Origin of the sequence: Lacrimispora xylanolytica, from assembly GCF_026723765.1 — a bacterium.
Lineage (GTDB): Bacteria > Bacillota > Clostridia > Lachnospirales > Lachnospiraceae > Lacrimispora > Lacrimispora xylanolytica.
On the sequence record NZ_CP113524.1, the window covers coordinates 2,056,878 to 2,082,406 of the forward strand.

The following is a 25,529-nucleotide window of genomic DNA, read 5'->3' on the forward strand; positions in this document are numbered from 1 at the left end:
CAAAAGCGGAGGATTTAATATGAAGGAACTCCTGAAGTATCTCAAAAAATATAAGCTGGAAAGTACTCTGGGGCCGTTGTTTAAGCTTCTGGAAGCAAGCTTTGAGCTCTTGGTGCCTTTGGTCATGGCAAAAGTCATTGATGTGGGCATAAAGACTCAGGATTCATCTTACATTCTGAAAATGGGAGGTCTTTTGGTACTGCTTGGTATCATTGGTCTTGTTTGCTCCATAACGGCCCAGTATTTTGCTGCAAAGGCAGCAGCAGGCTTTGGTACGGTATTAAGAAATGATTTATTTGCCCATATCAATAAGCTTTCTTATCGTGAAATTGATACCATTGGAACCGCTACTCTGATCACAAGAATGACCAGTGATGCCAATCAGATTCAATCAGGTATCAATATGTTTCTCCGATTATTCTTACGATCGCCTTTTGTAGTATTTGGTGCCATGGTCATGGCATTTACTATTAATTTTCAGGCAGCCTTGATTTTTGTTATTACCATACCCATATTATCGGTGGTCATATTCGGGATTATGTATTTAAGTATGCCCCTCTATAAAAAAGTTCAAAAGCAGCTGGATCAGGTTCTTCTCACCGCAAGGGAAAATTTGCTGGGTGTCCGGGTCATCAGAGCTTTTAACCGGCAAAGGGACGAAATCAGCCGCTTTGATGAGGAAAACAGCCTGTTTGTGAAGTTTCAGGTCCATGTAGGAAAGATATCTGCTTTGATGAACCCGTTTACTTACGTGATCATTAATATAGCTATTATTATTCTTATACACGCAGGAGCTGGCAAAGTTGAGCAGGGCATCATAAGCCAGGGACAGGTAGTGGCTCTTGTCAATTACATGTCTCAGATTTTGGTAGAGCTTGTTAAGCTGGCAAATCTCATTATTACCATCTCAAAGGCACTTGCCTGTGCAAACCGTGTAACAGCCGTATTTAATAAGAAGCCCGGTATTGTGGAGACCGTTCATACAGATGTAATAGAAAAGCCAGAAGAAGCTATGGTTTCCTTTAATTCCATGAACTTTACCTATGAGGGAGCCAAAGCACCGGCACTCAATCATATTTCCTTCCAGGCAGGTAAGGGTGAGACCATTGGAATCATCGGAGGTACTGGATCGGGAAAAACGACTTTAGTGAATCTCATTCCAAGATTTTATGATGTTTCGGAGGGAGAAGTGAAAATCAGCGGAACTGATGTGAGAGAGTATCCGCTGGGGCAGCTAAGAGAGCTGGTGGGTGTTGTTCCGCAGAAATCGGTCCTGTTTAAAGGCTCTATTCGTGAAAATATGCAGTGGGGCAAAAAAGATGCAACGGATGAAGAGATATATCGTGCCCTTACCATTGCCCAGGCAAGAGAATTTGTAGAAGAAAAGGGAGAAGGTCTGGATTTCATGATTCAGGCTGGAGGTAAAAATTTGTCAGGGGGCCAAAGACAAAGGCTTACCATTGCCAGAGCACTGGTTAAAAGTCCACAGATTCTAATAATGGATGACAGTGCATCAGCACTGGACTTTGCTACGGATGCAAAGCTTAGGAAAGCAATAAAAGAGGGTACCAGGGATATGACGGTATTTATCGTATCGCAGCGTGCAGCAACCATAAAAAATGCGGATAAAATAGTAGTCCTTGACGATGGAGTTATGGCTGGTTTTGGATCCCATAAAGAACTACTTGATTCCTGCGATGTTTACCGTGAAATCTGCTTATCACAGTTATCAGAAAAGGAGGCGCAGTAATATGGGAATTAAAAAACATGGTTCTACCATAAAACGTGTGCTGGATTGCATCAGCCGGTATAAATGGGGCGTCATAGCTTCTTTATTCTGTGCCCTGCTTACCGTATTATTGACTCTTTACATTCCGATTCTTATCGGTCGTGCCATCGACTGTATTGTTGGAGCTGGAGATGTAGATTTTCAAGGTATGTGGGTAATTCTTAAACAGATGGGAATTGTAATACTCTTAACCGCAATTGCCCAGTGGTTAATGAGCCATATCAATAACTGGATCACTTACCGGGTTGTCAAAGACATTAGAACTCAGGCATTTAATAAGCTGGAGATACTACCTCTCAAATATATAGATTCCCATTCTCATGGGGATATTATCAGCAGAATTATTGCGGACATTGATCAGTTCTCAGATGGTCTGCTGATGGGATTTACCCAGCTATTTACCGGTGTCCTTACCATAATTGGAACGCTGATTTTTATGTTCTACATCAATCCTGTCATTGCTGCAGTTGTAGTTTTAGTCACTCCTGTATCCCTATTCGTGGCCAGCTTCATCGCCAAGAAAACATATCATCTGTTTCAAATGCAGTCAAGGACCAGGGGGGAGCTTACCTCTCTTGTTGAGGAGATGATGGGAAATCAAAAGGTAGTTCAGGCCTTTGGACATGAAAAAGAAGCCCAGGAGAAGTTTGAGAGCATTAATGAAGAACTTCGGGTATGGGGATTAAAAGCCACCTTTTTCTCGTCTATTACCAATCCATCCACTCGATTTGTAAACAGTCTTGTTTATGCCTGCGTAGGAATATCCGGTGCATTTGCCGCCATTAACGGTCTTTTGACGGTTGGACAGCTGACCAGCTTTTTAAACTATGCCAATCAGTACACAAAGCCATTCAATGAAATATCGGGAGTTATCACGGAGCTTCAGAATGCACTGGCATCTGCAGCCAGAGTATTTGAGCTGATTGATGAAAAACCACAGGTGCCGGATGATCCGGAAGCAAAAGTTCTTATCAATGCAACTGGCGAGATACATCTTAATCACGTTGATTTCTCTTACAATCCTAAGGTTACTCTGATCCAGGATATGAATCTCCTGGTGAAACCAGGACAGAGAGTAGCCATTGTAGGACCTACCGGCTGTGGTAAAAGTACCGTTATTAATCTGCTCATGCGTTTTTACGATGTAGATTCCGGTTCCATTCAGGTGGATGGTACGGATATCAGACACCTGACCAGAGAAAGCCTGAGGTCAAACTACGGCATGGTACTTCAGGAAACCTGGCTGAAATCAGGAACTATTCGGGAAAATATTGCATATGGAAAACCGGATGCCTCTGATGAAGAGATTATACTGGCATCCAAGGAAGCTCATTCCCACAGTTTTATCGAGCGTATGCCCAATGGATATGATACTGTGATCTCTGAAGATGGTGGAAATTTATCTCAGGGACAAAAGCAGCTTTTATGCATTGCCAGGGTCATGCTGTGCCTTCCGCCTATGCTTATTCTTGATGAAGCGACCTCCTCCATTGATACAAGAACTGAGATAAAGATTCAGAAGGCATTTGCAAAAATGATGGAGGGAAGAACCAGCTTTATCGTTGCCCACCGTTTATCTACCATCAGGGAAGCGGATGTGATTTTAGTCATGAAGGATGGTCATATCATTGAACAGGGAACCCATGAAGACCTGCTATCTCAAAATGGTTTTTATGCCCAGCTTTACAACAGCCAATTCGCTGTGTCATAACAAAGAATAGGTAATAAAAAATGAAAAGATGCCAAAAAGCGGGTAATGATGTTGCTTTTTGGCGTCTTTTCTTATATTATTCTTATGAATAGGGAAATTTTTCCCGATAGATTAAATAAAATGTTTTTACAAAGGGGAAGAAATATGTTTGAAATTGCTATATGTGATGACAATGCGCAGGATCGTCAACGGTTATCTGAGAGGATTGATAAAAACATCCCGGAGGCGGAGAAGATTCGCATTCATGAATATGACAGTGGCCTGTTGCTTTTGGAGGCCATAAAAGGCATCCGGTTTTCCATCATATTCCTTGATGTTCAGATGAAAGGAATCGATGGTGAGGAAACTGCAATCCGTATCAGAGAACTGGATAACAATGTAATCCTTGTCTTTTACACTGGTTTCGTAGAACCATCTCCACGGAGCTTTGAAGTACAGCCATATCGTTATATCATGAAAAATATGACTGAGAAGATTATGGATCGGTATATCAAGGACGCTCTGGACAAAATGATTGAATTTGGTCAGGCCCCTTTCCTTACGGCGAATATGAACAGGGAAAGGCTGTTTTTAAGAGCAGATGATATTGTGTACATTGAAAAATATAAGAAGAATACAAGAGTACATATTTCTGAAAGTTCGTATCGTATCTATGGTATAAAACCCAATGAAAAGGGTGATACACCTGATATCCGTATTCCGGAGAAATTAGAAAAGATCTATGAAAAATTAAAAGATCATGGTTTTGGTTATCCTCATGACAGTTATATCGTCAATTTGAAGTATTTGGTTTACTGTACCAGTAAAATTTTAAAGTTAAAAGATATAGACAACACATTTCAGATAGCTAGAAGTAAAACTCAGGAATTCAATAAGCTGAAAGAAGACTTTATGCTATCAAAATACAGGGAAGGCGTATATAATGGAGAATGATTTGTTTTCAGCTAGCAGACTGTTTTTCTGTGCGGCTGATATTTATATGTTATATCGCTTTTTTAGTACTATGTTTAAAAAGAAGCGGACTTCAAAAGTTACAATTGTTTTGACTATAACTTTTACTATATTGATGTTTCTGGAAAATAGCCTTGGTCTTAGCTGGTTAAATTTAATGACAGTACCCATAATCTATTACGTTTATGTAATACTTATGTTTAGGGTATCTTTAACGAATGCAGTAGCATATACGATTATATTTTATGCCATTTTTGCTTGCGGAAAAGAAGTGTCCTTTGAAATATTATATCGTTTATTAACGAACATTCTACCTTTTTATGTGCCGCCTTGGTTTACTTCTGGAGGTATCTATTTTCTTTTAGTGGAATATTTCGTTGGTTTTATGTTTCTGGTTTATATAGAAAAGTATACAAGAAAACTTGAAATAAGTGATAATGATAGTTTTGCTTGGTATTTACTTATTGTTCCAATATTTTCATTGATTATATCAGTGAACTTTATATATTTAGATTTTCCTAAAGAGCGGTACATGCAAATATTTATGTGTGTTGGTGCGTTCCTTTTATTCTTTACAAATGCTGCAATTTATATTGTTCTTGAAAAGTACAAAGATGTGTTAAATAAAGTTAAAATAGCTGAATTGTCCTTAGTTAAACAAGATATGGAGAATGAGCACTTTCAGAAAATCTTAAAGATTAATGAACGATATCAATGTTATATGCACGACATTAATTCATATTTTAACAGTTTTAGATTGCTTGCTTTAAATGGAGATAACGAAAAGATAATTAACATTATTGATGAGTTAAAGGGAAACATTAAAAAAGAAACTGAAATAGTAATATATAATGGGAACCCAGTATTAAATGCTATATTATCTGAAAGAGTAATTAAAGCAAAAGAGGTTAGTGTTGAGTTATCAATTTTTGTGGAGAAATTTCTTAAAATAGATTTTATTTCAGATGCAGATTTAATATCTATGATGGGTAACCTGATTGATAATGCGATCGAAGCTGCTGAAAAGTGTAATAAAGGAAATCGTTTAGTAGATGTAAAGCTATTCATGGGTACCAATTATTTTCTTGTTCTACATATAGAAAATAGTTATTCCATAATGGCTTTAAAAGAAGGGAATCGACTACTATCCACAAAATCAGATCCAAAGCATCATGGATTAGGAATTGGTATAGTTAATTCGCTTGCAGAAAAATATGGAGGCTCTTTGAACCTGGAAGAAAGAGAAAATAAGTTTATAACAACACTTACTATATCATGCTTTAGTTAGTATTTAGCAAATTTTGGAATCTAACATGTATAATTTTGGCACATCACTTGAAATTAATACTTTCATAGTATATTATCAAAGAAAAAAAGGAGTGTTTGTGTTATGAAAAAGCTGATGAATAATGTAAGAGGAAAGTTTGCCCCAGTTAAAGTTATGAATTATTTTGCATTTGCTGTAGCTTTATATTCATTTAATGTTACTTGTATGTTTGCTCACCATCAGCCTAAAGTACCAGATGAAGCAAAAATGTTTAGGAAATTCTAATGATTAAGAGAATGTCAGAAAGTATCGTTAGTTGGCAGGTTAGTAGAAGTATTTTAACCAATGAACAGAGTTCTTTATATCAGTATGCTTATGAAGTAATGCTGAATCTGTCAGTCAATATAATGATAGCTATTTTGGTTGCCGTTGCATTCAAGGTACCTATGCAGGTAGCTGTATTTCTTATCAGTTATATTCCATTAAGGTCATATTGCGGCGGTTATCATGCCAGGACAAATGGGGTATGTACTATCGTTTCTACTATTTTAATCTTACTTGTCTGTTTTGTTGAAAAAGGGTTGACTGGGGAGTTGGCCGCGATAATAGTACCAATGTGTTTTGTGGTTTCAGGATTATTAATATACAAATATGCTCCTGTCCCCGATATAAATAAGCCTTTGGACGAAGTTGAAATAGTATATTATCGAAAAAAAAGCAGATTAGTATGGTTAATTGAAGCTGTTATCGGAGCAGCATTTTGGTATTTTGGATTAAGAGCTGGCGTTGTGATTGCTATCAGTCATGTCATCTTGTCTCTTATGTTGGTTTATGGGGTGTTTAAAAATAAAAAAGCTTGTGATTGATGTGTATCATGTATTAAAAATGGACAACCTCCAGGGCATATGCTCTGGAGGTTGTTTGTTGTATTGCCGTGTGAATAAGCCAAAACCCCCTATTCTCTTGATTTCCTATATAGTAAGTGTGTTTTAAAAGCCATGCAAATTTCGGAACTGAAAGCGTATAATTTTGGCACTAGTGTTGAAAAAAAAATCTCCAGATGTAGAATGTAATTATGTATGAGAAAGAGAGCGGGGGAATGAAAGGATGACTAGAAGGTGAGCACAAAAAGGGTAAACGAAAGCTATTATCAATATAGAGCTAGCTGTTATGTTCGAAGAGATGATGGAACAGAAAAAATAAAACGGTATCAGCTGGATACAGATATTCACTATGGGGATCTTTATTTTTGGAATCGATATTATTATATACGAAAAAGTCAGAACATGTTATACAGCCTGGCTGCACAGGATACCAGGAACGTGAAGTGCAAGATTTTACAGGAAAATCTGGTTCTCATACCCCGGTTTACCTATAATACGGACCAAAAGAAAAATAAATCAGGTAACATGGTAAAAAAACTATTGCTGAATATAGAAATGCTTATTCTACTTTTTCTTAATACGATTAAATCTTCCGTTGCTGCAGAAGAACATGGTATTTGTGCAAAAAGATCAGAATTAGATATCTTCTCAGAAACCAGAAGTGAGACGGAGACAAAGAAGAAGCTGCTGAAGGAAGAGGGATAGAATCTTTACGGAGGATAAAAATATGTTAGATGATGAAAAGGTACTGGCTGACAGGCATCTTGAATGGATCAACCGCTTTACCAGTATTGAAACAGGGATCTATGTGAACGGTGAGCTGATTCAGTTTCAGGAGACCATGTTATTTAATAATGAGCTGGGAGTTTCTATTCCCAGTGCATTCCGGGATATGACACCGGAGATGGCCAAAAAAAAGTACTTTTCAGAACAGCGGCCTGAAGTTATTAAGACTAATGAAGATGGATCCGTTAATCTTTGCTTTAACATGATAGATAAAAGTGTAAAGGAAGATCAGCTGGAAGCTGTTATACATGAATTTTATCGGGTTTTAAAACGGTTCCAGCCAATGAGTGTATGTCTGGATACCGGCTCAGAACCAAAAGAAGAGACGCCCAGCGCATGGATGGAATTTATAAGCAGCGCTCTTAATGAAAACATCTATAATGTTCTTACCGTATACCCGGCTGGGGAGAGATTACTTATGATTATGTTTAACTGCCCCTTTGAAAAACGGAACTCATGGTCCAATTGCTTATCGCTTATTCGGAAAAGCGTAGTGCTTTATGGAGACAAGAAGAAAATGGAAATCGGTTAGCCTATAATAGGAGACTTATTTTTATGCTATACACAGGAGGCTGTATGGATAGAAAAATAGAAAAAAAGCAAAACTTTCAGGATTTATACGGTTACTTTTGCGGGATGCTTTCCAGAGGTGACACGGATGAATTATATGGGCGTATACTGGGAGCAGTACCTGACTTGGGCTGTGTAACCGGGAGCATCAACCTGTTGAAGCCGTCGGGCACCAATACGTCAGATCGGACGTTTGTCTGAACTAACAAAAAAGAAGATTGACAGAAAGAATAAGAGGTGTATTATGGGTTTACTTGATATTTTACTGGGAAATGCACTGGTCTTAGTTAGCCTTATTTTGGGAGCACGGATTTATACAAATGAAAAACCCCTGCATGAGCAGGGGAGTTCGGTTACCAAATAAGTATTTAAGACTGTAGCCTGTTGATCATGGTAAGAATCAGTAAAAGGTCTCCGTCTGAAAGTGTTTTAAGCTTATCCACCGCTTCTCTGATCAGAGGGGGATTTGAAATATCGTCATCAAAAAAATCCCTTGGAGTAACACTCAGGTAATCGCAGATTGCCAGGAATTCAGTCATGGAAGGAAGACTTCTGCCGCTGGAAATGCTTTGAATATAGCTTCTGCTGTGTCCTAATTCAATACTCATCTTGTGTTCGGCTACTCCCTTTTTTATCCTCAATTCAGTTATTCGTTTGTTTATATAATCCTGCTCCATGTCTCTCACCTCTCCCTATATATTGTATGATATTATAATCGATAAAATACACGATTAAAGTATGTAAAATAAATATATTGCATATTGTGAATACGAATAGTATAATGAATGACGATTAAAATTATGCATTTACCGGGCGCAAGAAAGGAGATGTTGCAGGTTATATACATAAAGTTATTGATTTTTATAGTAACGCCTGCGTAACCCGCTGGGAATATCTTAAGCAGATGTAACTAATTCTACTAGTTCTATACGGGGAGCATAATGAAGTGTTATTGTTATGATAATATGCAAACGAAAATTTTACCTTAACAAAGTGTTATTTTTTCGAAAATCATGTCGAAAATTGTAAGGTAGAGCCAAAAACCGAATCACGGGAGAGAAAAGTATGAAGAAAAAAATAGGAATAAGAAGCATCGGAATTAAGATGCTGCTTGGAATTTTACCTGTTGTTGTTTTAGCATTGGCGTTGTTAGCCAGAATCAGTGAATCCACAAGCCGGGACCTGATTACGGAGCAAAGCAACTCTACGATGCAGTCTGAACTGAAAGCAAATGTCAACAGCATTAATGATTATTTGAATATGGTTGAAACGACTGCCATGAACATTGCACAGGTGGTGGGTTCCTCCTATCAGACAACAGAGATTAACACCTATGGAGATGCTATCACAAAGATTGTGCAGAGCAACGATTTAATCCTTGGAAGCGGTATCTGGTTTGAACCAAATACATATGATGCCCAACAGAAATATATGGGACCTTATTGGTATAAATCTGGGGACAAGGTAGAGTTAAGCTACGAGTATAACGATGCAAGTTATGACTATTTTAATCAGGAATACTATAAGCTTGCAAAAAGCGGAATTAAAAAACCGGTTATAACAGATCCCTATTTTGATCCTACACTGAATACGACTATGGCATCCTGTACGGCGCCTATTTATGATACCAACGGCAAATTTATTGGTGCTGTGACCGTTGATATGCAGTTAAGTGATATTAATGAGCTCATTCAGTCCATTAAGGTAGGAAAGAATGGTACTGCTATGCTGACTTCCGCCAGCGGAGTCTATTTAAGTGGAGCTGATCAGGAAAAGATAACAAAAGGAGTCAATATTTCTCAGGATGAGAATGGATCTCTCGCAGCGGCAGGCAATTCCATGATTTCCAGTGACAAAGGCAAGGTTACCTTTGTAGATGGGAGAGAGACTTATAACCTGTATTACGATAAGGTACCTGATATTGGTTGGATTATTATGATTAAGATGCCTCAGTCTGAACTGGATCAGCCGATTGTTGCACTGAATGCTAAGCTTATGCAGGTAAGCGGAATTGCAATCATCTGCTGTATTCTTGCTGTCTTATTCCAGGTTGCAGTAATTGCTTCTGGTTTAAATAGAGTAAAACGGTTTGCAGGCTCTCTTGCAGAAGGTGATTTTACCATAAAGCCACTTAAATCAAAAAGCAAAGATGAACTGGGCCAGATGAGCAGTTCCCTTAATAACATGTTTACCAGCAATAAAGCAGTCATTGAACAGATTTCTGAACAGGCAGGCGGTATCACAGATTCAAGCGTGCGGTTGAATACTGTATCCAATGATCTTCTGCAGCAGTTTAGCGAAGTTAAGGTCTATATGGGAGATGTGGATAAAGCTATGATGTCTTCCAGTGCTGCAACCGAGGAATTGAACGCTTCCATGGCTGAGGTGAATACTTCTGTCACTGTACTTGCCGGAGAGACCGGAAAGAGCAGTAAGATGGCAGGAGAGATCATGGAGCGTGCCCGGGTGATCGAGAAGAACAGCCGTGAAGCTTATGAAAGTGCTGCTGAAATCTCCAAGCAGAGAGAAGAAGAACTTCTTATGGCAGTAGAGAATGCAAAGGTAGTGGAAAAGATCGGAGATATGGCAAGAGTTATTTCCAACACCGCATCTCAGATTAATTTATTATCTTTAAACGCTTCCATTGAGGCAGTCAGAGCCGGAGAACAGGGCAGAGGTTTTGCTGTTGTAGCAAGAGAAATTGGAACTCTTGCAAAGAATACATCTGAAATCGTAAAAGAAATTGAGGGAACCATTACTGAGGTACAAAAAGCATTTGGCATGATGTTAAATGGATCAGAGTCCATGCTCACATTCTTAAAGGATACAGTAACTCCGGATTATAATAACTTTGTGGATGTAGGGCAGCAGTATGGAAGAGATGCAGTATCCATAGAAGAGATTTCTAATGAGATAGCGGAAATGGCTGAAAACATCAGTCAGGTTATGCAGGAAGTCCGCGATGCCATCCAGAACGTTTCAGAGTCTGTACAGACTACAGCCGGTAACAGCAGTATGGTGCTTTCTACCATTGAAAAAGCATACGATGTTGTAACGGATATGTCAAAGATGTCTCAGAAACAGGAGCGTATTGCAGAAGAACTTAATACAGTTGTGTCCGGTTTCAAATTAAAATAATGATGCTTGGCCTCCGGTATATCAGTGCCGGAGGCTGATATAGATGCATGAATCTGATAAAATGTCCTTGACATTTCAGCTTACTGTTATTACAATGATAGAAACTATAAAGTTAAATATGAAAATGCTATGATGGTGTCAGTAGATACTTATTTTCTTCCAGAGAGAAGGGGCCACCGGCTGTAAGCCCTTTTAAGTTCAGATAAGAAATCGAATTTCTCACCGAAGCAGCATGGCTGAATCCGGTGCTTTTTACAGTTATAAGTTCCGGTGGGTAGGTTATGACGTTTGATACACGTTACGTATTCCGAGAGCCTGTGAAAATCACAGGAATTAGGGTGGTACCGCGAATATAGTTCGTCCCTTTTAGGGGCGGGCTTTTTTTAGTTGTTTGACCTTCGGGTTATAACAAAATTCAATGAGGAAAGAAGGAGAGCATGATCATGAGAGATCAATTAGAAAAGATCAAGCAGGAAGCATTAAAGCAGATAGAAGCTTCGGATGCGTTGGAAAAGCTGAATGATATTAAAGTTGCTTACCTTGGAAAAAAGGGTGAACTGACCAACGTTTTAAAAAGTATGAAGGATATTGCTCCAGAAGACAGGCCAAAGGTAGGTCAGCTTGTTAATGATGCCCGCGCTGTTATTGAAGGCAAGTTAGAGGAAACCATTGCGGTTCTTCAAAAAAAGGTGAGAGAGGAACAGCTTAAAAAAGAGGTCATCGACGTTACGCTTCCAGCAAAACGGAGTAAAGTCGGTCATTCCCATCCTAACACCATTGCACTGGAAGAAGTAGAACGAATCTTCGTAGGCATGGGATACGAGGTCATGGAGGGACCGGAAGTTGAGTACGATTCCTACAATTTCGAAAAGCTGAATATTCCTAAGAATCATCCCGCAAGAGATGAGCAGGATACCTTTTACATCAGTGATAGCATTTTATTAAGAAGCCAGACTTCACCAGTTCAGATTCGTGCCATGGAGGAAGGAAAGATGCCTATCCGTATGCTGGCACCAGGTAGAGTATTCCGCTCTGATGAAGTAGATGCTACCCACTCCCCATCCTTCCACCAGGTCGAAGGTCTTGTCATCGATAAGAATATTACATTTGCAGATTTAAAAGGAACTCTTGCAGAGTTTGCGAAAGAGCTGTTTGGACCGGAGACTAAGGTAAAATTCCGTCCCCATCATTTCCCATTTACAGAACCGAGTGCTGAGGTTGATGTAACCTGCTTTAAGTGCGGTGGTAGCGGTTGCCGTTTCTGTAAGGGCTCAGGCTGGATTGAGATCTTAGGCTGTGGAATGGTGCATCCAAATGTTCTTTCCATGAGCGGCATTGACCCCAACGAGTACTCCGGTTTCGCATTCGGTATGGGACTTGAGCGAATCGCCCTCTTAAAGTACGAGATTGATGATATGAGATTGCTGTACGAAAATGATATCAGATTTTTAAAGCAGTTCTAGGAACAGAAAGGGAGAGAAATCAATGAATACACCATTATCATGGATTAAAGCATACGTTCCGGATCTGGATGTGACACCTCAGGATTATACAGATGCCATGACACTTACCGGAACCAAGGTTGAAGGGTTTGAACGTCTGGACAAAAACTTAGAGAAAATCGTAGTTGGGCATATTTTATCCATCGAGCGCCATCCGGATGCAGATAAATTAATCGTCTGTCAGGTAAATGTAGGTACAGAGACGGTTCAGATCGTAACCGGAGCGTCCAATGTGAAGGTTGGAGATAAAGTTCCAGTCGTTTTAGACGGAGGAAAGGTGGCAGGAGGCCATGATGGCGGCACCCTTCCGGAAGACGGAATTAAGATAAAAAAAGGTAAATTAAGAGGAATTGAGTCTTGTGGAATGATGTGTTCCATCGAGGAGCTTGGTGGCACCAGCGAGATGTATCCGGATGCGCCAGAAAGCGGAATCTATATCTTGCCGGAAGATTCAACTCCTGGTGATGACGCTGTGGAGCTTTTGGGATTTCATGATACCGTGTTTGAATATGAAATCACTTCAAACCGGGTGGACTGTTACAGTGTGATTGGAATTGCAAGAGAGGCAGCGGCTACCTTCCGTAAGGCGTTCGTACCTCCTGTAGTCACTGCAACGGGAAACAGTGAAGATATCAATGATTATTTAAAGGTATCTGTAAAGGATAAGGACCTTTGCCTCCGTTATTGTGCAAGAATGGTAAAGAATATTAAAATCGCTCCATCTCCTGTTTGGATGCAGAGGCGCCTTGCAGCCTGCGGAATCCGCCCCATCAATAATATTGTGGATATTACCAATTACGTCATGGAAGAGTACGGTCAGCCAATGCATGCCTTTGATTATGAGCTTATTGCTGGTCATGAAATCATTGTGGCTCGTGCTAAGGATGGAGATACCTTCCAGACATTAGATGGTCAGGAAAGAAAGCTTGACAGCTCCATTCTGATGATCAATGATGGTGAAAAGGCAGTTGGAATTGCAGGTATTATGGGAGGAGATAACTCCAAAATTACGGATGACGTAAAAACCATGGTATTTGAAGCCGCTTGTTTTGATGGCACCAATATCCGTCTTTCCTCTAAAAAAGTGGGACTTAGAACGGACGCATCCGGTAAATTTGAAAAAGGACTTGATCCCAATAATGCCATCGAGGCAATGAACCGGGCTTGTCAGCTGATTGAGGAATTAGGTGCTGGTGAGGTCGTGGGAGGAATCATTGATATCTATCCGGAAAAGAGAGAAGGAAAAAGAATTCCTTTTGAACCGGAAAAGATGAATCGTCTCTTAGGAACAGACATTTCAAAAGAAACCATGCTGGACTATTATAAGATGCTTGAACTGGAGTACGATGCTTCCACTTCTGAAATCCTTATTCCTACCTTCCGTCAGGACTTAGAGTGCATGGCAGATCTTGCAGAAGAAGTAGCCAGATTCTTCGGATATGATAAGATTCCAGTCTCTCTGCCAAATGGTGAGGCTACGACAGGAAAGCTTTCCTATAAATTAAGAGTCGAGGAAATCGCCAGAGAGGTGGCTGAATTCTGTGGATTCTCTCAAGGAATGACATATTCCTTTGAAAGTCCTAAGGTTTTTGATAAGCTTCTGCTTCCAAAAGACAGCCCTCTTCGTTTGACCGTTAATATCTTAAATCCCCTTGGTGAGGACTTTAGTGTGATGAGGACGTCACCTCTTCACGGAATGTTAAATTCCCTGTCCACCAACTACAACCGAAGAAATAAAAGTGTACGTCTCTATGAGCTGGCTAACATTTATCTTCCAAAGGCACTTCCATTAACAGAATTGCCGGATGAAAGAATGCAGCTTACCTTTGGATTCTACGGAGAAGGTGACTTCTTTGATATGAAGGGCGTTGTAGAAGAACTATTTGAGAAAACAGGAATGCATAAGAAGCCTCATTATAACCCGGCAGGTGATAAACCTTTCCTTCATCCAGGAAGATATGCAGATATCATTTATGATGGAACGACCATCGGATATATCGGTGAGGTTCATCCGGAGGTAGCGGATAATTATAAGATTGGTGAACGTGCTTATGTGGCAGTCATTGATATGCCATCTATGATTCCATTTACAAACTTCGACCGCAAGTACGTAGGAATTGCAAAATACCCGGCAGTTACCAGAGACATTAGTATGGTGGTGCCAAAAGATATCCTGGTAGGACAGATTGAAGAGGTAATCGAACAGCGGGGCGGAAAGAATCTGGAAAGCTACGAACTGTTCGACATTTACGAAGGTGCTCAGATTTTGGCAGGTTTCAAATCTGTGGCTTATTCTATCACATTCCGGTCTGCAGATCATACACTGGAAGATCAGGAGGTTTCTGCAGTCATGAAAAAGATCCTGAATGGATTGCAGGGACTGGGGATTGAACTTCGTGCATAAAAAGTTATAATAAAGAAAAAGGTGCCAGTTGAAATCCGATGACTGGCATCTTTTTTTACCCCCTGCTTGCATGAGTACATGTTTTCCGGTCAATCCTTACGATATGAATGTTTGAAAACAGGGAGGCAATAGGATGCTAGGGGATCTTGATATTATAAAAGTAATGGGAAGAAAGGTTTACGACTCATGGGGAAATCCAGCCCTTGAAGCAGAAGTAGTCTTGGAAAATGGAGCTCAGGGAAGAGCAATAGTACCCATATATGGAAAAGAAGATGTTAAGAAAGAACTGGAATTTTTAATGGACCAGTTATCGGAGTGCATCTTGTTTGAAGATGCGGGCGATCAGGGAGAAATTGATCGGCTTCTTATGAAAGAACACAGAGAAAACGGTGAACATGGTGTTGGCGGCTGCGGAGTGCTTGGTTTATCCATGGCAGTAGCAAGAGCAGCAGGTGCTGGACTCTTTCTTCCTCTATACCGATACTTGGGAGGAACCTCTGCACCAGTGATGCCGGTGCCAATGCTTAGCATGATCAGCGGGGGAGATGGGGAAAAAGGAATTGATTTTCAGGATATAACCGTAATTCCTAAGAATATGAAATCTTATGGAGAAGGACTTCGTATAGGAACCGAAATTTATCATACATTGAAACAACTGCTTTTGATCAATGGTTATGATACCTCTACCGGTAATGGAGGAGGATTTATTGCTGATATGAGAAGCGCGGAAGAAGCTCTTCATTATGTAATGGAAGCCATAAAGCTTGCTGGCTATATGCCCGGAATCGATGCCGGGATTGGTATCTATGCAGCCGCAGACCGGCTTTATAAGAAAGAAGACGGCACCTATAACTTTGAAAAAGAAAGCAGACATCAGGGACTCATGATTCATAGAAACCAGAAGGATATGATGGATTATTTCTTAAGACTGACCGATGGATTTCCAGTCATCTCTATTATTAATGGAGTTTGGAAAGAGGATGTAGAAGGGCGGGAGATGATTATGGGCATGCTTGGCCATCGAGTGCTTCTTACTTTCCCGGATTCTGAAACGTCCAATGCCCATATGATTGAGCTAAAACAGGCTGGAACAGTGACAGCGGCACTTTTTAAGGTGGAACAGGCAAAGATGGCAGGGCATAAGGTTATCATTGCGAATGATTTTGTGGAAACTGAAGAATCCTTTGCGGCTGATCTGGCAGCAGCAGTAGGGGCAGATTATGTTAAATGCGGAGCTCCCTGCCGGGGGGAATGCACGTCAAAATACAACGAATTGCTGCGTATTGAAGAGTTCTATTCCAGCAGGCAAAACCTATAAAAATGCAAAAGTAGCTTGTATTTACTGAAAAATTATGGTATGATAACTGTTGTTTGACTATAGGAGGTGGGAAACATGATCAGGATTATATTATCAATCATCTTTGTTATCATATGCATCGCTTTATCAGCGATTATCCTGTTACAGGAAGGAAAGAGTCAGGGCCTGGGTTCCATCGGTGGTATGGCAGATACTTACTGGGGAAAAAACAAGGGACGTTCCATGGAAGGTAATCTGGAAAAATTTACGAAGTACGCAGCCGTTCTTTTTTTCATTTTATCCTTAGTATTGAATCTGAATATACTGTAAAGATTAAACACTCTTGTATACGATAACAAGGGTGTTTTTTTCACTTTATGGATAAAGTAAAGATAATAGAGAAAAATGTATTACAAAGGCAAAATTATTGAATGAGAAGTGAGGTAGAAGATGACAGGTGAGCAATTAACACAGCGAAAAGATATGCTTTTAAAGCTGTTTGAAGACCCTGCCTATGTTCCGATGAAGATAAAGGAGATTGCCATACTCCTGGATGTTCCAAAGGGCCAGAGGGAGGATTTAAAGGAAGTGCTGGATGTCCTTGTTTCAGAAGGTAAAATCGGCATTACACAAAAAGGAAAATATGGAAAGCCGGACATTGGTTCCATAGCCGGAGTTTTTTTCGGCCATCCCAAAGGCTTTGGGTTTGTTGCAGTTGAGGGAATGGAACAGGATGTATTTATTCCCGAGGAGAAGGCGGGTGGAGCGCTCCATGGAGACACCGTACTTATTTCCGTGGAATCAGAGCCTTCCAATGGAAAACGGTCAGAAGGCCGTGTTTTAAAGGTAGTTAACCATGCTAACAGTGAAATTGTTGGTTTTTATCAGAAAAACAAGAACTTCGGGTTTGTGATACCGGATAACCAGAAGCTTTCCAAGGATATATTTGTTCCTCAGGGAAAAGATATGGGAGCGGTAAACGGCCATAAGGTTGTTGTAAAGGTAACAGATTTTGGTGGTCCGGGGAGAAAGCCGGAAGGAGTCATTACGGAAATTCTTGGGCATGTCAATGATCCGGGAACTGATATTCTTTCCATTGTCCGTGCTTACGGTCTTGCAGAGGAGTTCCCTGACAGTGTTATGAAGCAGGTGGCAGCCGTTCCTGATGAGATTGATGGAAAGGACATGCAGGGTCGTCTGGATTTAAGAGAACTTCAGACGGTGACCATAGACGGGGAAGATGCCAAGGATCTTGATGACGCAATTACCATATCTAAAAAGGGTGATGTGTATACCCTTGGAGTCCATATTGCGGATGTGACCAACTATGTAACAGAACACAGCCCTCTTGATGAAGAAGCCCTAAAAAGAGCGACCAGCGTCTATCTTGTTGATCGGGTCATTCCTATGCTGCCTCATAAGCTTTCAAACGGAATCTGCTCTTTAAATCAGGGAGAAGACCGTCTGGCCTTAAGCTGTATGATGGATATTGATGGAAACGGAGATGTTACTGGTCACAGAATTGCTGAAACTGTAATTAAAGTAGACCGGAGAATGACATATACAGCAGTTAATGCCATTGTAACAGACCGTGACGAGGCTGTGATGAAGGAATATGAAGAATTTGTACCAATGTTCTTCTTAATGAAGGAGCTGGCAGATATTCTCAGGGAAAAAAGGAAAAAAAGAGGCTCCATTGACTTTGATTTCCCAGAGACAAAGGTCATTCTTGATGAAAGAGGAAAACCTATAGAGATCAAGCCTTATGACCGAAATGCAGCAACTAAGATCATTGAAGACTTTATGCTGATGGCAAATGAGACTGTAGCGGAAGATTATTTCTGGCAGGAGATTCCCTTCCTTTACCGGACACATGATAATCCAGATCCGGAAAAGATGAAGAGTCTTGCGACTCTCATTAATAACTTTGGTTATTCCATCCGCTTGCATAATGGAGAGGTCTATCCAAAAGAAGTACAGAAGCTTTTGGCAAACGCTGAGGATACACCAGAGGAGGCGCTCATCAGCCGTCTTGCCTTACGGTCCATGAAGCAGGCGAAGTACACGGTTGGTAACACAGGACATTTCGGTCTGGCAGCCAAGTATTATACTCATTTTACTTCACCCATTCGAAGATATCCTGACCTACAGATCCACCGGATCATCAAAGAAAACTTAAGGTCTGGGTTAAGTGAGAAGCGAATCAAGCATTACGACAAGATATTAAGTCAGGTCTCGGTTCAGTCTTCTACGATGGAACGGAGAGCCGATGAGGCAGAGAGAGAAACCATAAAGCTTAAGAAATGCGAATATATGTCAAAATATATTGGGGAAGAATTCGATGGTGTTATTTCCGGTGTAACCAACTGGGGACTTTATGTAGAGCTTCCTAATACCGTTGAAGGTATGATTCATGTAAACCAGCTTCAGGATGATTATTATCATTTTGTCGAGGAACATTATGAGCTGGTAGGAGAGATGACAAGAAAGACATATAAGCTGGGGCAGCCCATTCGTGTTGTTGTGGAGGGGACTGATAAGCTTTTACGTACCATTGATTTTGTTCCGGCAAAAAAATTATAAATAGGATTTATGACAGGGATTTAATTTTGCAAGGTCAGAATTATATCCCTGTTTTTGTCATGAAATCTTTACTTAAGAAATAAAAATGATGTCAGAAAGGCCTTGATTTGCCTGAAAAATCCGGTATAATAGGGAAAACCAGATAGGAGGGCTTCTATGGCAATTGTCGTAAAAAAACTAGTAAAGAACGCTTATTTCTTATATAAGATGGAATTAGTTGCCGGAAGAAATGGGATGAATAATCTGGTTCAGTGGGTTCACATCATTGAAGATGATGCTGTAAGCCCGTTTTTACATGGATATGAACTGGTATTTACCGCCGGAATCTTAAATCAATCGGACCACTGGCTTCTTGACTTTGCAAAAAAGCTGAATCAGTCAGGAGTCAGTGCCTTTGTAGTTAATTTAGGGCCTCATACCAGAGAAATACCAAAGGAAGTGGCTGCATATTGTGATGAGGTGAATATGCCGTTATTTACCATACCATGGGAAACCCGTATGGTTGATATGACCAGGGATTTCTGCCGCCGGATCATGCAAAATGACAATGTGGAAAACACCATGTCAACGACCATTAAGAATATTATTTTTAATGTGGGTGATCTGGAATCCCAGATACTTCAGATGGAACGCTATGGCTATAAACGAAGTGATACCTTTTGCTTTATCAGTCTTCTGGCGGATAAAAAAGATTCTGCAGAATACGAAGAATATATGGATCGGCTCACCATATATGCAGAAAAAACAGCTAGAAAGATTCATGAATTATTTATTTCCTTTACTTATAAAGAAAATCTTGTGTTTGTTCTGGTTGCCTACACTGATGAGGAAATAGAATCTTTTGTCAAAGACTTTTTTGATTATGTAAAACGAGACAACAATGAAGCTCTGGTTCACATGGGAATCAGCTCAAACCAGCCAGGAATCTATAATCAGGAACAGAATTTTGAACGGTCTATTTCTGCCATGGAAATGGCGGCAAGGCAGAAGGAAAGTGTACTTTATTATGACCAAATGAGTATTTATAAAATCCTTTATGCGGTAAAGGAGAAGTCTGTATTAAGAAACTTCTACAGTGAATCCATTGGTCTTTTAGAGAAATACGACAGAGAAAATAACACAGATTTAGTGACTTTATTAAAAACATATCTGGAAAATAACGGAAGCCTCCAATTGGTTTCAGAAAAAATGTACATTCATCGTAACACAGTGACTAACCAGTTAAAAAGAATTGAGACGATTACGGGCTTTAATCCCATGGAATTAGAAGATAAGGTAAAATTGTATCTTGGCTTTTATATTCAGGATATCATTTGATACCAATGCAAAATGCTCGTTTTGCCTTACAAAACAGCCTTTTTCAACCCATTGACAGAATCTTGATTGTGCAGATGCACAATTATCTTTGTTCAACTGCTGGTTGCAATCCAGGTTTGACTGTGCTTATAATACTACCATGTCAAACACGGAAGGAAATACAAAGAAAAACCACAGCGTATTTACTTCTCAAAAAATAATGAATGCAGCGACGATGCTACAAAAGCCATCGGTCCGCTGCTTTTTTTGTAGGAGGAATTAGAATGAAAGGTGAAGAAATTAAAAGTACCTTAATGGAATACAACTTACAGTCCTGGAGCAAGCAAAAAAGCATTAATCCGATTTCAGTTGAAAAGGCAGAAGGGATTTATTTTTGGGATTACGATGGTAACCGCTATAGTGACATGTCATCTCAGCTTGTAAATATGAATCTTGGTTTTGGCAATCCGGCCATCAGCCAGGCAATTAAGAATCAGGTGGATCAGTACTGTTTCGTTGGCCCCTCCTACGGTGCCGAGTCAAGAGCCATTCTTGCAAAGAAGATCATCGGTCTTATGCCTGATAATATGGGAAAGGTCTTCTTTACCAATGCAGGAGCAGAATCCAATGAAAATGCAGTAAAAATTGCAAGAATGTTTACAGGAAAACATAAGATTTTCAGCCGGTATAGAAGCTACCACGGATCTTCCTTTGGAGCTGGTAATTTAACAGGAGAGCCGAGAAGATATACCTTAGAGCCAGGCGTTCCAGGTTTTGTAAAATTTTTTGACCCCTATGTCTACAGAGAAGGAATTGAATTTGATTCAGAAGAATTGGCTTCCTCCTATTACTTAAAGAAACTGGAAGAGCAAATTCAGTATGAGGGCCCGGACAGCGTAGCCGCAATCGTCATGGAGACCATTACCGGATCTAACGGAATCTTAATTCCGCCTAAGGGTTATATGCCTGGGGTACGTGCACTTTGTGATAAGTATGGAATCTTAATGATCTGCGATGAGGTCATGACTGGATGGTGCAGGACCGGAAAGATGTTTGCCTTTGAACACTTTGAAGTTAAGCCGGATATCGTGACCTTTGCTAAAGGAGTTACCTGCGGATATGTTCCTCTTGGAGGCGTGGTGGTAAGCAAAGAAATTGCAGCCTATTTTGATGATAACCTCTTATCCTGCGGACTTACATACAGCGGTCACCCTCTATCTTGTGCAGCGGGCGTTGCATGTGTAAATTATTATGAAGAAGCAGATATTTTAACCAACGTAAATAAGGTGGGCCAGGTATTAGGTGAAGTGCTGGAAGAGTTGAAGCAGCACCATAAAAGTGTAGGAGATGTTCGCTACATTGGCTTATTCTCAGCAGTGGAACTGGTGAAGGATAAGGAGACGAAGGAGCCGCTGGTGCCATACGGAAAAGATCCAAAGGGCATCATGGGAAAAATTACTGGGCTTTTAAAAGAACGGAAGTTTATGACTTACACCCATGAGAATATGGTATTAGTTGCCCCTCCCCTTATCATTACAGAGGAGCAGCTGAGAGAAGAACTGAAGAAATTAGATGAGGTACTAACGATTGTTGATCAGGAACTTTTAACTTATGCTTAGAAAAGGGGTGGACTATGGCAACTAAATTTATGTTACCAGGGCAGACAATGTTAGGCGCAGATGCATTGGAACACAGTGAAGATGCAATCAAAAGTCTGGGAAAGAAAGCGTTTATCGTAACTGGAAAAGTAGTAACAAAGACGGGAACAGTTTCTATACTGACAGGATATCTTGACCGATGGAACATAGAACACACCATATTTAATGACATAACCGGCGAGCCAACGGATGAGATGATTCTCGCCGGAGTAACGGCTTATAAGGATTCCAATTGTGATTTCATCATTGGAATCGGAGGTGGAAGTCCTTTAGACAGCGCCAAGGCGATTGGAGCCATGACAGCGTTAGACGGAGACATCTCTGATTATATGGGACAGGAGCTAAAAGGCAAATTCCCTCCATTGGTACTCATACCCACCACAGCTGGAACCGGCTCGGAAACAACCAAATTCACTGTTATTAAGGATACAAAAAAAGGAATCAAGATGCTGTTAAAAGGCGATGATCTACTGCCTGAAATCGCCATTATTGATCCTGAGTTTACCGTGACAGCACCTAAAAGCATTACGGCTGCCACCGGCATGGATGCCCTGACTCATGCAGTGGAATCTTATATATCCAAAAAGGCAAATGCCCTTACCGATACGTATGCATTATCTGCAATTAAGCGTATTTTTCAGTATCTTCCTCTTGCCTATGAGGACGGAACGAATTTAAAAGCAAGAGAGGAGATGGCAATAGCCGCATTCGAAGCCGGTGTCTGCATTAATAATGCTTCGGTAACCATTGTTCATGGCATGAGCCGGCCCATTGGAGCGCTTTTTCACATACCTCATGGAATCTCCAATGCAATGATTATCTCAGAGTGCCTTTCTTATGTGGCAGATGGCTGTTACGACCGGTTTGCTGCTATGGCCAGGGTAATTGGCGCGGCTAAGGAAGAAACGGACGAAAAAGAAGCCAGCAAAGCATTTTTTGCGGAACTGAATAAGCTTTGCGCGAAATGCCACATTCCTGCCATAAAGGAATATGGAATTAAAAAGGAAGACTTTGAAGCTGCCTTTGATAAGATGGCGAGTGATGCCATGGCAAGCGGAAGTCCTTCCAATACAAGAAAAGAGATAGGGAAAGAAGATTTGTTGAACATATACAGTAGATTGTTTTAAATCATGATACTTCCTACTTATCGTAATTAACTTACAAGGGTGTAAGGCGAAAGCTTTACACCCTTGTCTGCATAACAGGAGGACTTAAATGGTGAACGTAGAAAATATAGAGGAAGAATTTAAAGAAAGAGACCCAGCCCTTCCCAGAGAAACTGAGATTAAGATTGAAAACCTGAGCGTGAAATTTCCTGACAAAGATGGAGGAGAGCCGATTGTCGCTTTATCCAACGTGAATCTGGAAATCAAGCAAGGTGAATTTATCTCTCTTTTAGGGCCATCGGGATGTGGAAAAACAACCTTACTTCGGACAATTGCCGATTTACAGGAAAAGACGTCAGGGACTATTTCCGTTCGGGGCCTGTCACCAAGAGAGATCCGCCTGCAGAAAAAATATGGTATTGTATTTCAGTCCCCGGTACTTTATGAATGGCGGACGGTACGAAGAAATGTATGTATGCCTATGGAGCTTCTTGGAATGCCCAAAAAGGACCGGACGAAGCGGGTAACTAAAATGCTTGAGCTGGTGGGGCTGATGGAATTTGGACAGAAATACCCTCATGAATTAAGCGGAGGCATGCAGCAAAGAGTCAATATCGCAAGAGCCCTGGCAATTCGTCCGGAGATACTTTTAATGGATGAACCATTTTCAGCCCTTGATGAATTCACGAAGGAAAAACTGCACGAAGATCTTTTGCGCATCTGGCAAAAGACCAATAAAACCATATTATTTGTGACCCATAATATTCAGGAGGCCGTTTATTTATCAGACCGGGTTGTTGTTTTATCTCCACATCCAGGCCGTGTATCTGCCATTGTGGATATTGACCTTCCAAGACCAAGACCCATAGAAATGAAGGAAACCCAGGAGTTTAATGCCTTGGTATCTAAGGTAAGAAACAGCTTTGAGGGGGTATGATTATGATACGGATGAAAAAAATACTCTCCTCCAAATATATGGTGACCCTGGTTTGGGTTATAGGTTTAATCATTGTTTGGGAGATTGGGGCTACGGTCATTGAAGGAACCAAACGGTCTCCGGAGAATGTGCTGCCTCATCTTCATCAGATCCTGGCTTCTGTTTTTACCACCAATAAGGTGAATGGAACTCAGACCGCATTTCAGATCGTGTTAAGCAATGCGGGAATTACTCTTCTTAGGGCAGGAATCGGGTTTGTCATAGGTGCTGGCTTAGGATTTGTTCTGGCACTGGTCATGAATCTCTTTCTGCCGGTTGAAAAAATATTATTTCCATATCTGATGATGATTCAGATGATTCCTATCCTTGGTATGGCGCCTATCGTCCTTGCCATTACAAAGGACATTAATAAAAGCCGTATCATCATAGCAGCCATACTGACCTTTTATCCCGTTGCCACCAATACCCTGGCAGGTTTTAAATCAGTTGAAAAGGAAAAACACGAACTCATGTATTCTCTTGCAGCCAGTAAATTTGAGATATATCGAAAGCTGCTCATCCCATCGTCTCTGCCTTATTTCTTTACAGGGCTTAAGATATCGGCACCAATGGCGATTACTGCGGCAATTCTGGTAGATACGTTACAGGGCGGAGCAGGTCTTGGAACCGCACTTTCTCAATCCTTAAAGCATGCAACTACCATATATATTTTCTGGCAGATCGTATTTTTAAGCGCCATGATTGGAATCCTCAGCTTTTATCTCATGGTTTTACTGGAGCAGGCGATATCACCTTATAAGAGAAAGAAAAAGTAGAGGGAGATAACATGAAGAAAAAAAGATATCTGAAATGGGAGAAACAGTCCCTCACAACTGTTTTATATCCAGTCATATTTGGTATCCTTTTGCTGATTCTATGGCAGACACAGCTGTTGCACAAGATGATAGGAGCTGATACCTTTGCACTGCCTCTTCCGGGAAGGATTTTAAATATTATTCTGGATAACGGGCCAGCCATTAGAAGGAATGTAACAGCCACTGTCATTGTTGCGGCAGGAGGATTATTCTTTGGCTCTGTCTTTGGATATTTACTTGGAATCATTGCTACTGTGTTTCCCAAATGGGGAGCAGGGGGCTTAAGCATTGCATCTGCCATCAGTGCAGTTCCAATCATTGCAATTGCTCCCATACTTAATAATCTGACAAAGGATTTCAGCGATGATGCCAATATAAGAAGCATGTTTGCAAAGACCATCGTGGTTACAATCACCTGTACTGTGGCAATGAGCATCAACGCATACAGGGGATTAAATGAATTAAAGCCTTACAGTCTGGATTTAATGAAAAGCTATGCAGCAGGAAAATTAACGGTCTTTCTAAAGCTAAGAATTCCAAATAGCGTACCTTATATATTTGTTGCCTTACGTGTCAGCGTTCCAGCCAGTATTATCAGCGCCCTGGTCAGTGAGTATTTTGCTGAATTTATTATAGGAGTTGGCAGACAGATCAGGGAAAATATTGTGCTCGCCCAATATGCAACGGCCTGGGCTTATATCGTAGTAGCATGTGCCATTGGAATTATTATGTACGGCATACTGCTTTGTGCGGAAGGAGCTTTGCTGAGAGGAAGAAAATAAAAACTAGTTTAGAG

The 25,529-nt window shown here is 40.5% G+C and carries 22 protein-coding genes and 1 other annotated feature; of the genes, 21 read left to right on the top strand and 1 reads right to left on the bottom strand.

The window, feature by feature from the left end; translation table 11 throughout:
- The first annotated feature begins 19 nt into the window (after positions 1-19).
- From OW255_RS09735 to OW255_RS09775, 9 genes are all read left to right on the top strand, one after another.
- The gene (locus OW255_RS09735; RefSeq protein WP_024836108.1) at positions 20-1,750 is read left to right on the top strand and encodes an ABC transporter ATP-binding protein; all 1,731 of its coding nucleotides are present in this window, start codon (positions 20-22) and stop codon (positions 1,748-1,750) included.
- A gap of 1 nt (position 1,751) precedes the next feature.
- Complete coding sequence (locus OW255_RS09740) at positions 1,752-3,500, top strand: ABC transporter ATP-binding protein (RefSeq protein ID WP_024836107.1); 1,749 nt, start codon at positions 1,752-1,754, stop codon at positions 3,498-3,500.
- Between the two features lie 144 nt (positions 3,501-3,644).
- Positions 3,645-4,433 (top strand): LytR/AlgR family response regulator transcription factor, encoded by a 789-nt coding sequence (locus OW255_RS09745; RefSeq protein ID WP_268116465.1) that lies wholly within the window; start codon positions 3,645-3,647, stop codon positions 4,431-4,433.
- Positions 4,423-5,739, top strand: a complete 1,317-nt coding sequence (locus OW255_RS09750; RefSeq protein WP_024836105.1) for a sensor histidine kinase — start codon at positions 4,423-4,425, stop codon at positions 5,737-5,739. The genes OW255_RS09745 and OW255_RS09750 overlap by 11 nt, the downstream gene beginning before the upstream one ends.
- A 102-nt stretch (positions 5,740-5,841) precedes the next feature.
- Complete coding sequence (locus OW255_RS09755) at positions 5,842-6,003, top strand: cyclic lactone autoinducer peptide (RefSeq protein WP_081752288.1); 162 nt, start codon at positions 5,842-5,844, stop codon at positions 6,001-6,003.
- Entirely contained in the window at positions 6,003-6,584 is a 582-nt protein-coding gene (locus OW255_RS09760; protein WP_024836104.1) for an accessory gene regulator ArgB-like protein, read from the top strand. Before OW255_RS09755 ends, OW255_RS09760 begins: the two co-directional genes overlap by 1 nt.
- A gap of 252 nt (positions 6,585-6,836) precedes the next feature.
- A complete protein-coding gene (locus OW255_RS09765; RefSeq protein WP_024836103.1) occupies positions 6,837-7,307 on the top strand; it encodes a hypothetical protein in 471 nt (156 codons plus the stop codon).
- A 22-nt stretch (positions 7,308-7,329) separates the two neighbouring features.
- Positions 7,330-7,920 carry a hypothetical protein gene (locus OW255_RS09770; RefSeq protein WP_024836102.1) on the top strand — a complete coding sequence of 197 codons (591 nt, stop codon included), beginning with the start codon at positions 7,330-7,332 and terminating at the stop codon, positions 7,918-7,920.
- 44 nt (positions 7,921-7,964) lie between these two features.
- Positions 7,965-8,159 (top strand): hypothetical protein, encoded by a 195-nt coding sequence (locus tag OW255_RS09775; RefSeq protein WP_155857724.1) that lies wholly within the window; start codon positions 7,965-7,967, stop codon positions 8,157-8,159.
- 167 nt (positions 8,160-8,326) lie between these two features.
- Here OW255_RS09775 and OW255_RS09780 read toward each other — a convergent pair whose 3' ends face one another.
- Positions 8,327-8,566 carry a transcriptional regulator gene (locus OW255_RS09780; RefSeq protein WP_442913791.1) on the bottom strand — a complete coding sequence of 80 codons (240 nt, stop codon included), beginning with the start codon at positions 8,564-8,566 and terminating at the stop codon, positions 8,327-8,329.
- Between the two features lie 457 nt (positions 8,567-9,023).
- Here OW255_RS09780 and OW255_RS09785 point away from each other — a divergent pair, with 457 nt between their 5' ends.
- The 12 genes from OW255_RS09785 (at position 9,024) to OW255_RS09840 (ending at position 25,515) form a co-directional block, all read left to right on the top strand.
- Complete coding sequence (locus tag OW255_RS09785; protein ID WP_268116466.1) at positions 9,024-11,096, top strand: methyl-accepting chemotaxis protein; 2,073 nt, start codon at positions 9,024-9,026, stop codon at positions 11,094-11,096.
- Positions 11,097-11,216: 120 nt separating this feature from the next.
- Positions 11,217-11,464, top strand: a binding site (T-box leader).
- A gap of 75 nt (positions 11,465-11,539) precedes the next feature.
- Positions 11,540-12,559: a phenylalanine--tRNA ligase subunit alpha gene (gene pheS, locus OW255_RS09790; protein ID WP_024836098.1), complete on the top strand. Its 1,020-nt coding sequence runs from the start codon at positions 11,540-11,542 to the stop codon at positions 12,557-12,559.
- 22 nt (positions 12,560-12,581) lie between these two features.
- Positions 12,582-15,002 carry a phenylalanine--tRNA ligase subunit beta gene (gene pheT, locus OW255_RS09795; RefSeq protein ID WP_268116467.1) on the top strand — a complete coding sequence of 807 codons (2,421 nt, stop codon included), beginning with the start codon at positions 12,582-12,584 and terminating at the stop codon, positions 15,000-15,002.
- Positions 15,003-15,135: 133 nt separating this feature from the next.
- The gene (locus tag OW255_RS09800; RefSeq protein WP_268116468.1) at positions 15,136-16,320 is read left to right on the top strand and encodes a phosphopyruvate hydratase family protein; all 1,185 of its coding nucleotides are present in this window, start codon (positions 15,136-15,138) and stop codon (positions 16,318-16,320) included.
- Positions 16,321-16,395: 75 nt separating this feature from the next.
- A complete protein-coding gene (gene secG / locus OW255_RS09805; RefSeq protein ID WP_024836095.1) occupies positions 16,396-16,629 on the top strand; it encodes a preprotein translocase subunit SecG in 234 nt (77 codons plus the stop codon).
- 153 nt (positions 16,630-16,782) lie between these two features.
- Positions 16,783-18,882: a ribonuclease R gene (gene rnr / locus OW255_RS09810; protein WP_334308258.1), complete on the top strand. Its 2,100-nt coding sequence runs from the start codon at positions 16,783-16,785 to the stop codon at positions 18,880-18,882.
- 156 nt (positions 18,883-19,038) lie between these two features.
- Entirely contained in the window at positions 19,039-20,199 is a 1,161-nt protein-coding gene (locus tag OW255_RS09815; protein WP_268116470.1) for a PucR family transcriptional regulator, read from the top strand.
- Positions 20,200-20,462: 263 nt separating this feature from the next.
- Complete coding sequence (locus OW255_RS09820; RefSeq protein ID WP_268116471.1) at positions 20,463-21,797, top strand: aminotransferase class III-fold pyridoxal phosphate-dependent enzyme; 1,335 nt, start codon at positions 20,463-20,465, stop codon at positions 21,795-21,797.
- Positions 21,798-21,811: 14 nt separating this feature from the next.
- Positions 21,812-22,963: an iron-containing alcohol dehydrogenase gene (locus OW255_RS09825; protein WP_268116472.1), complete on the top strand. Its 1,152-nt coding sequence runs from the start codon at positions 21,812-21,814 to the stop codon at positions 22,961-22,963.
- Positions 22,964-23,051: 88 nt separating this feature from the next.
- On the top strand, positions 23,052-23,879 hold the full coding sequence (locus OW255_RS09830) for an ABC transporter ATP-binding protein (RefSeq protein WP_024836091.1): 828 nt from the start codon (positions 23,052-23,054) through the stop codon (positions 23,877-23,879).
- Between the two features lie 2 nt (positions 23,880-23,881).
- Positions 23,882-24,694 carry an ABC transporter permease gene (locus OW255_RS09835; RefSeq protein ID WP_268116473.1) on the top strand — a complete coding sequence of 271 codons (813 nt, stop codon included), beginning with the start codon at positions 23,882-23,884 and terminating at the stop codon, positions 24,692-24,694.
- An 11-nt stretch (positions 24,695-24,705) separates the two neighbouring features.
- A complete protein-coding gene (locus tag OW255_RS09840; protein ID WP_268116474.1) occupies positions 24,706-25,515 on the top strand; it encodes an ABC transporter permease in 810 nt (269 codons plus the stop codon).
- Positions 25,516-25,529 lie beyond the last annotated feature (14 nt).

What these genes read in the sequence shown, in the direction of transcription:
- OW255_RS09825 (WP_268116472.1), top strand. Translation starts at nt 21,812, where the DNA reads ATGGCAACTAAATTTATGTTACCAGGGCAGACAATGTTAGGCGCAGAT.
- secG (WP_024836095.1), top strand. Translation starts at nt 16,396, where the DNA reads ATGATCAGGATTATATTATCAATCATCTTTGTTATCATATGCATCGCT.
- OW255_RS09820 (WP_268116471.1), top strand. Translation starts at nt 20,463, where the DNA reads ATGAAAGGTGAAGAAATTAAAAGTACCTTAATGGAATACAACTTACAG.
- OW255_RS09760 (WP_024836104.1), top strand. Translation starts at nt 6,003, where the DNA reads ATGATTAAGAGAATGTCAGAAAGTATCGTTAGTTGGCAGGTTAGTAGA.
- OW255_RS09780 (WP_442913791.1), bottom strand. Translation starts at nt 8,566, where the DNA reads ATGAGTATTGAATTAGGACACAGCAGAAGCTATATTCAAAGCATTTCC.
- OW255_RS09840 (WP_268116474.1), top strand. Translation starts at nt 24,706, where the DNA reads ATGAAGAAAAAAAGATATCTGAAATGGGAGAAACAGTCCCTCACAACT.
- OW255_RS09755 (WP_081752288.1), top strand. Translation starts at nt 5,842, where the DNA reads ATGAAAAAGCTGATGAATAATGTAAGAGGAAAGTTTGCCCCAGTTAAA.
- OW255_RS09830 (WP_024836091.1), top strand. Translation starts at nt 23,052, where the DNA reads ATGGTGAACGTAGAAAATATAGAGGAAGAATTTAAAGAAAGAGACCCA.
- OW255_RS09815 (WP_268116470.1), top strand. Translation starts at nt 19,039, where the DNA reads ATGGCAATTGTCGTAAAAAAACTAGTAAAGAACGCTTATTTCTTATAT.
- OW255_RS09800 (WP_268116468.1), top strand. Translation starts at nt 15,136, where the DNA reads ATGCTAGGGGATCTTGATATTATAAAAGTAATGGGAAGAAAGGTTTAC.
- rnr (WP_334308258.1), top strand. Translation starts at nt 16,783, where the DNA reads ATGCTTTTAAAGCTGTTTGAAGACCCTGCCTATGTTCCGATGAAGATA.
- pheS (WP_024836098.1), top strand. Translation starts at nt 11,540, where the DNA reads ATGAGAGATCAATTAGAAAAGATCAAGCAGGAAGCATTAAAGCAGATA.
- OW255_RS09735 (WP_024836108.1), top strand. Translation starts at nt 20, where the DNA reads ATGAAGGAACTCCTGAAGTATCTCAAAAAATATAAGCTGGAAAGTACT.
- OW255_RS09750 (WP_024836105.1), top strand. Translation starts at nt 4,423, where the DNA reads ATGGAGAATGATTTGTTTTCAGCTAGCAGACTGTTTTTCTGTGCGGCT.
- OW255_RS09785 (WP_268116466.1), top strand. Translation starts at nt 9,024, where the DNA reads ATGAAGAAAAAAATAGGAATAAGAAGCATCGGAATTAAGATGCTGCTT.
- pheT (WP_268116467.1), top strand. Translation starts at nt 12,582, where the DNA reads ATGAATACACCATTATCATGGATTAAAGCATACGTTCCGGATCTGGAT.
- OW255_RS09835 (WP_268116473.1), top strand. Translation starts at nt 23,882, where the DNA reads ATGATACGGATGAAAAAAATACTCTCCTCCAAATATATGGTGACCCTG.
- OW255_RS09770 (WP_024836102.1), top strand. Translation starts at nt 7,330, where the DNA reads ATGTTAGATGATGAAAAGGTACTGGCTGACAGGCATCTTGAATGGATC.
- OW255_RS09740 (WP_024836107.1), top strand. Translation starts at nt 1,752, where the DNA reads ATGGGAATTAAAAAACATGGTTCTACCATAAAACGTGTGCTGGATTGC.
- OW255_RS09775 (WP_155857724.1), top strand. Translation starts at nt 7,965, where the DNA reads ATGGATAGAAAAATAGAAAAAAAGCAAAACTTTCAGGATTTATACGGT.
- OW255_RS09745 (WP_268116465.1), top strand. Translation starts at nt 3,645, where the DNA reads ATGTTTGAAATTGCTATATGTGATGACAATGCGCAGGATCGTCAACGG.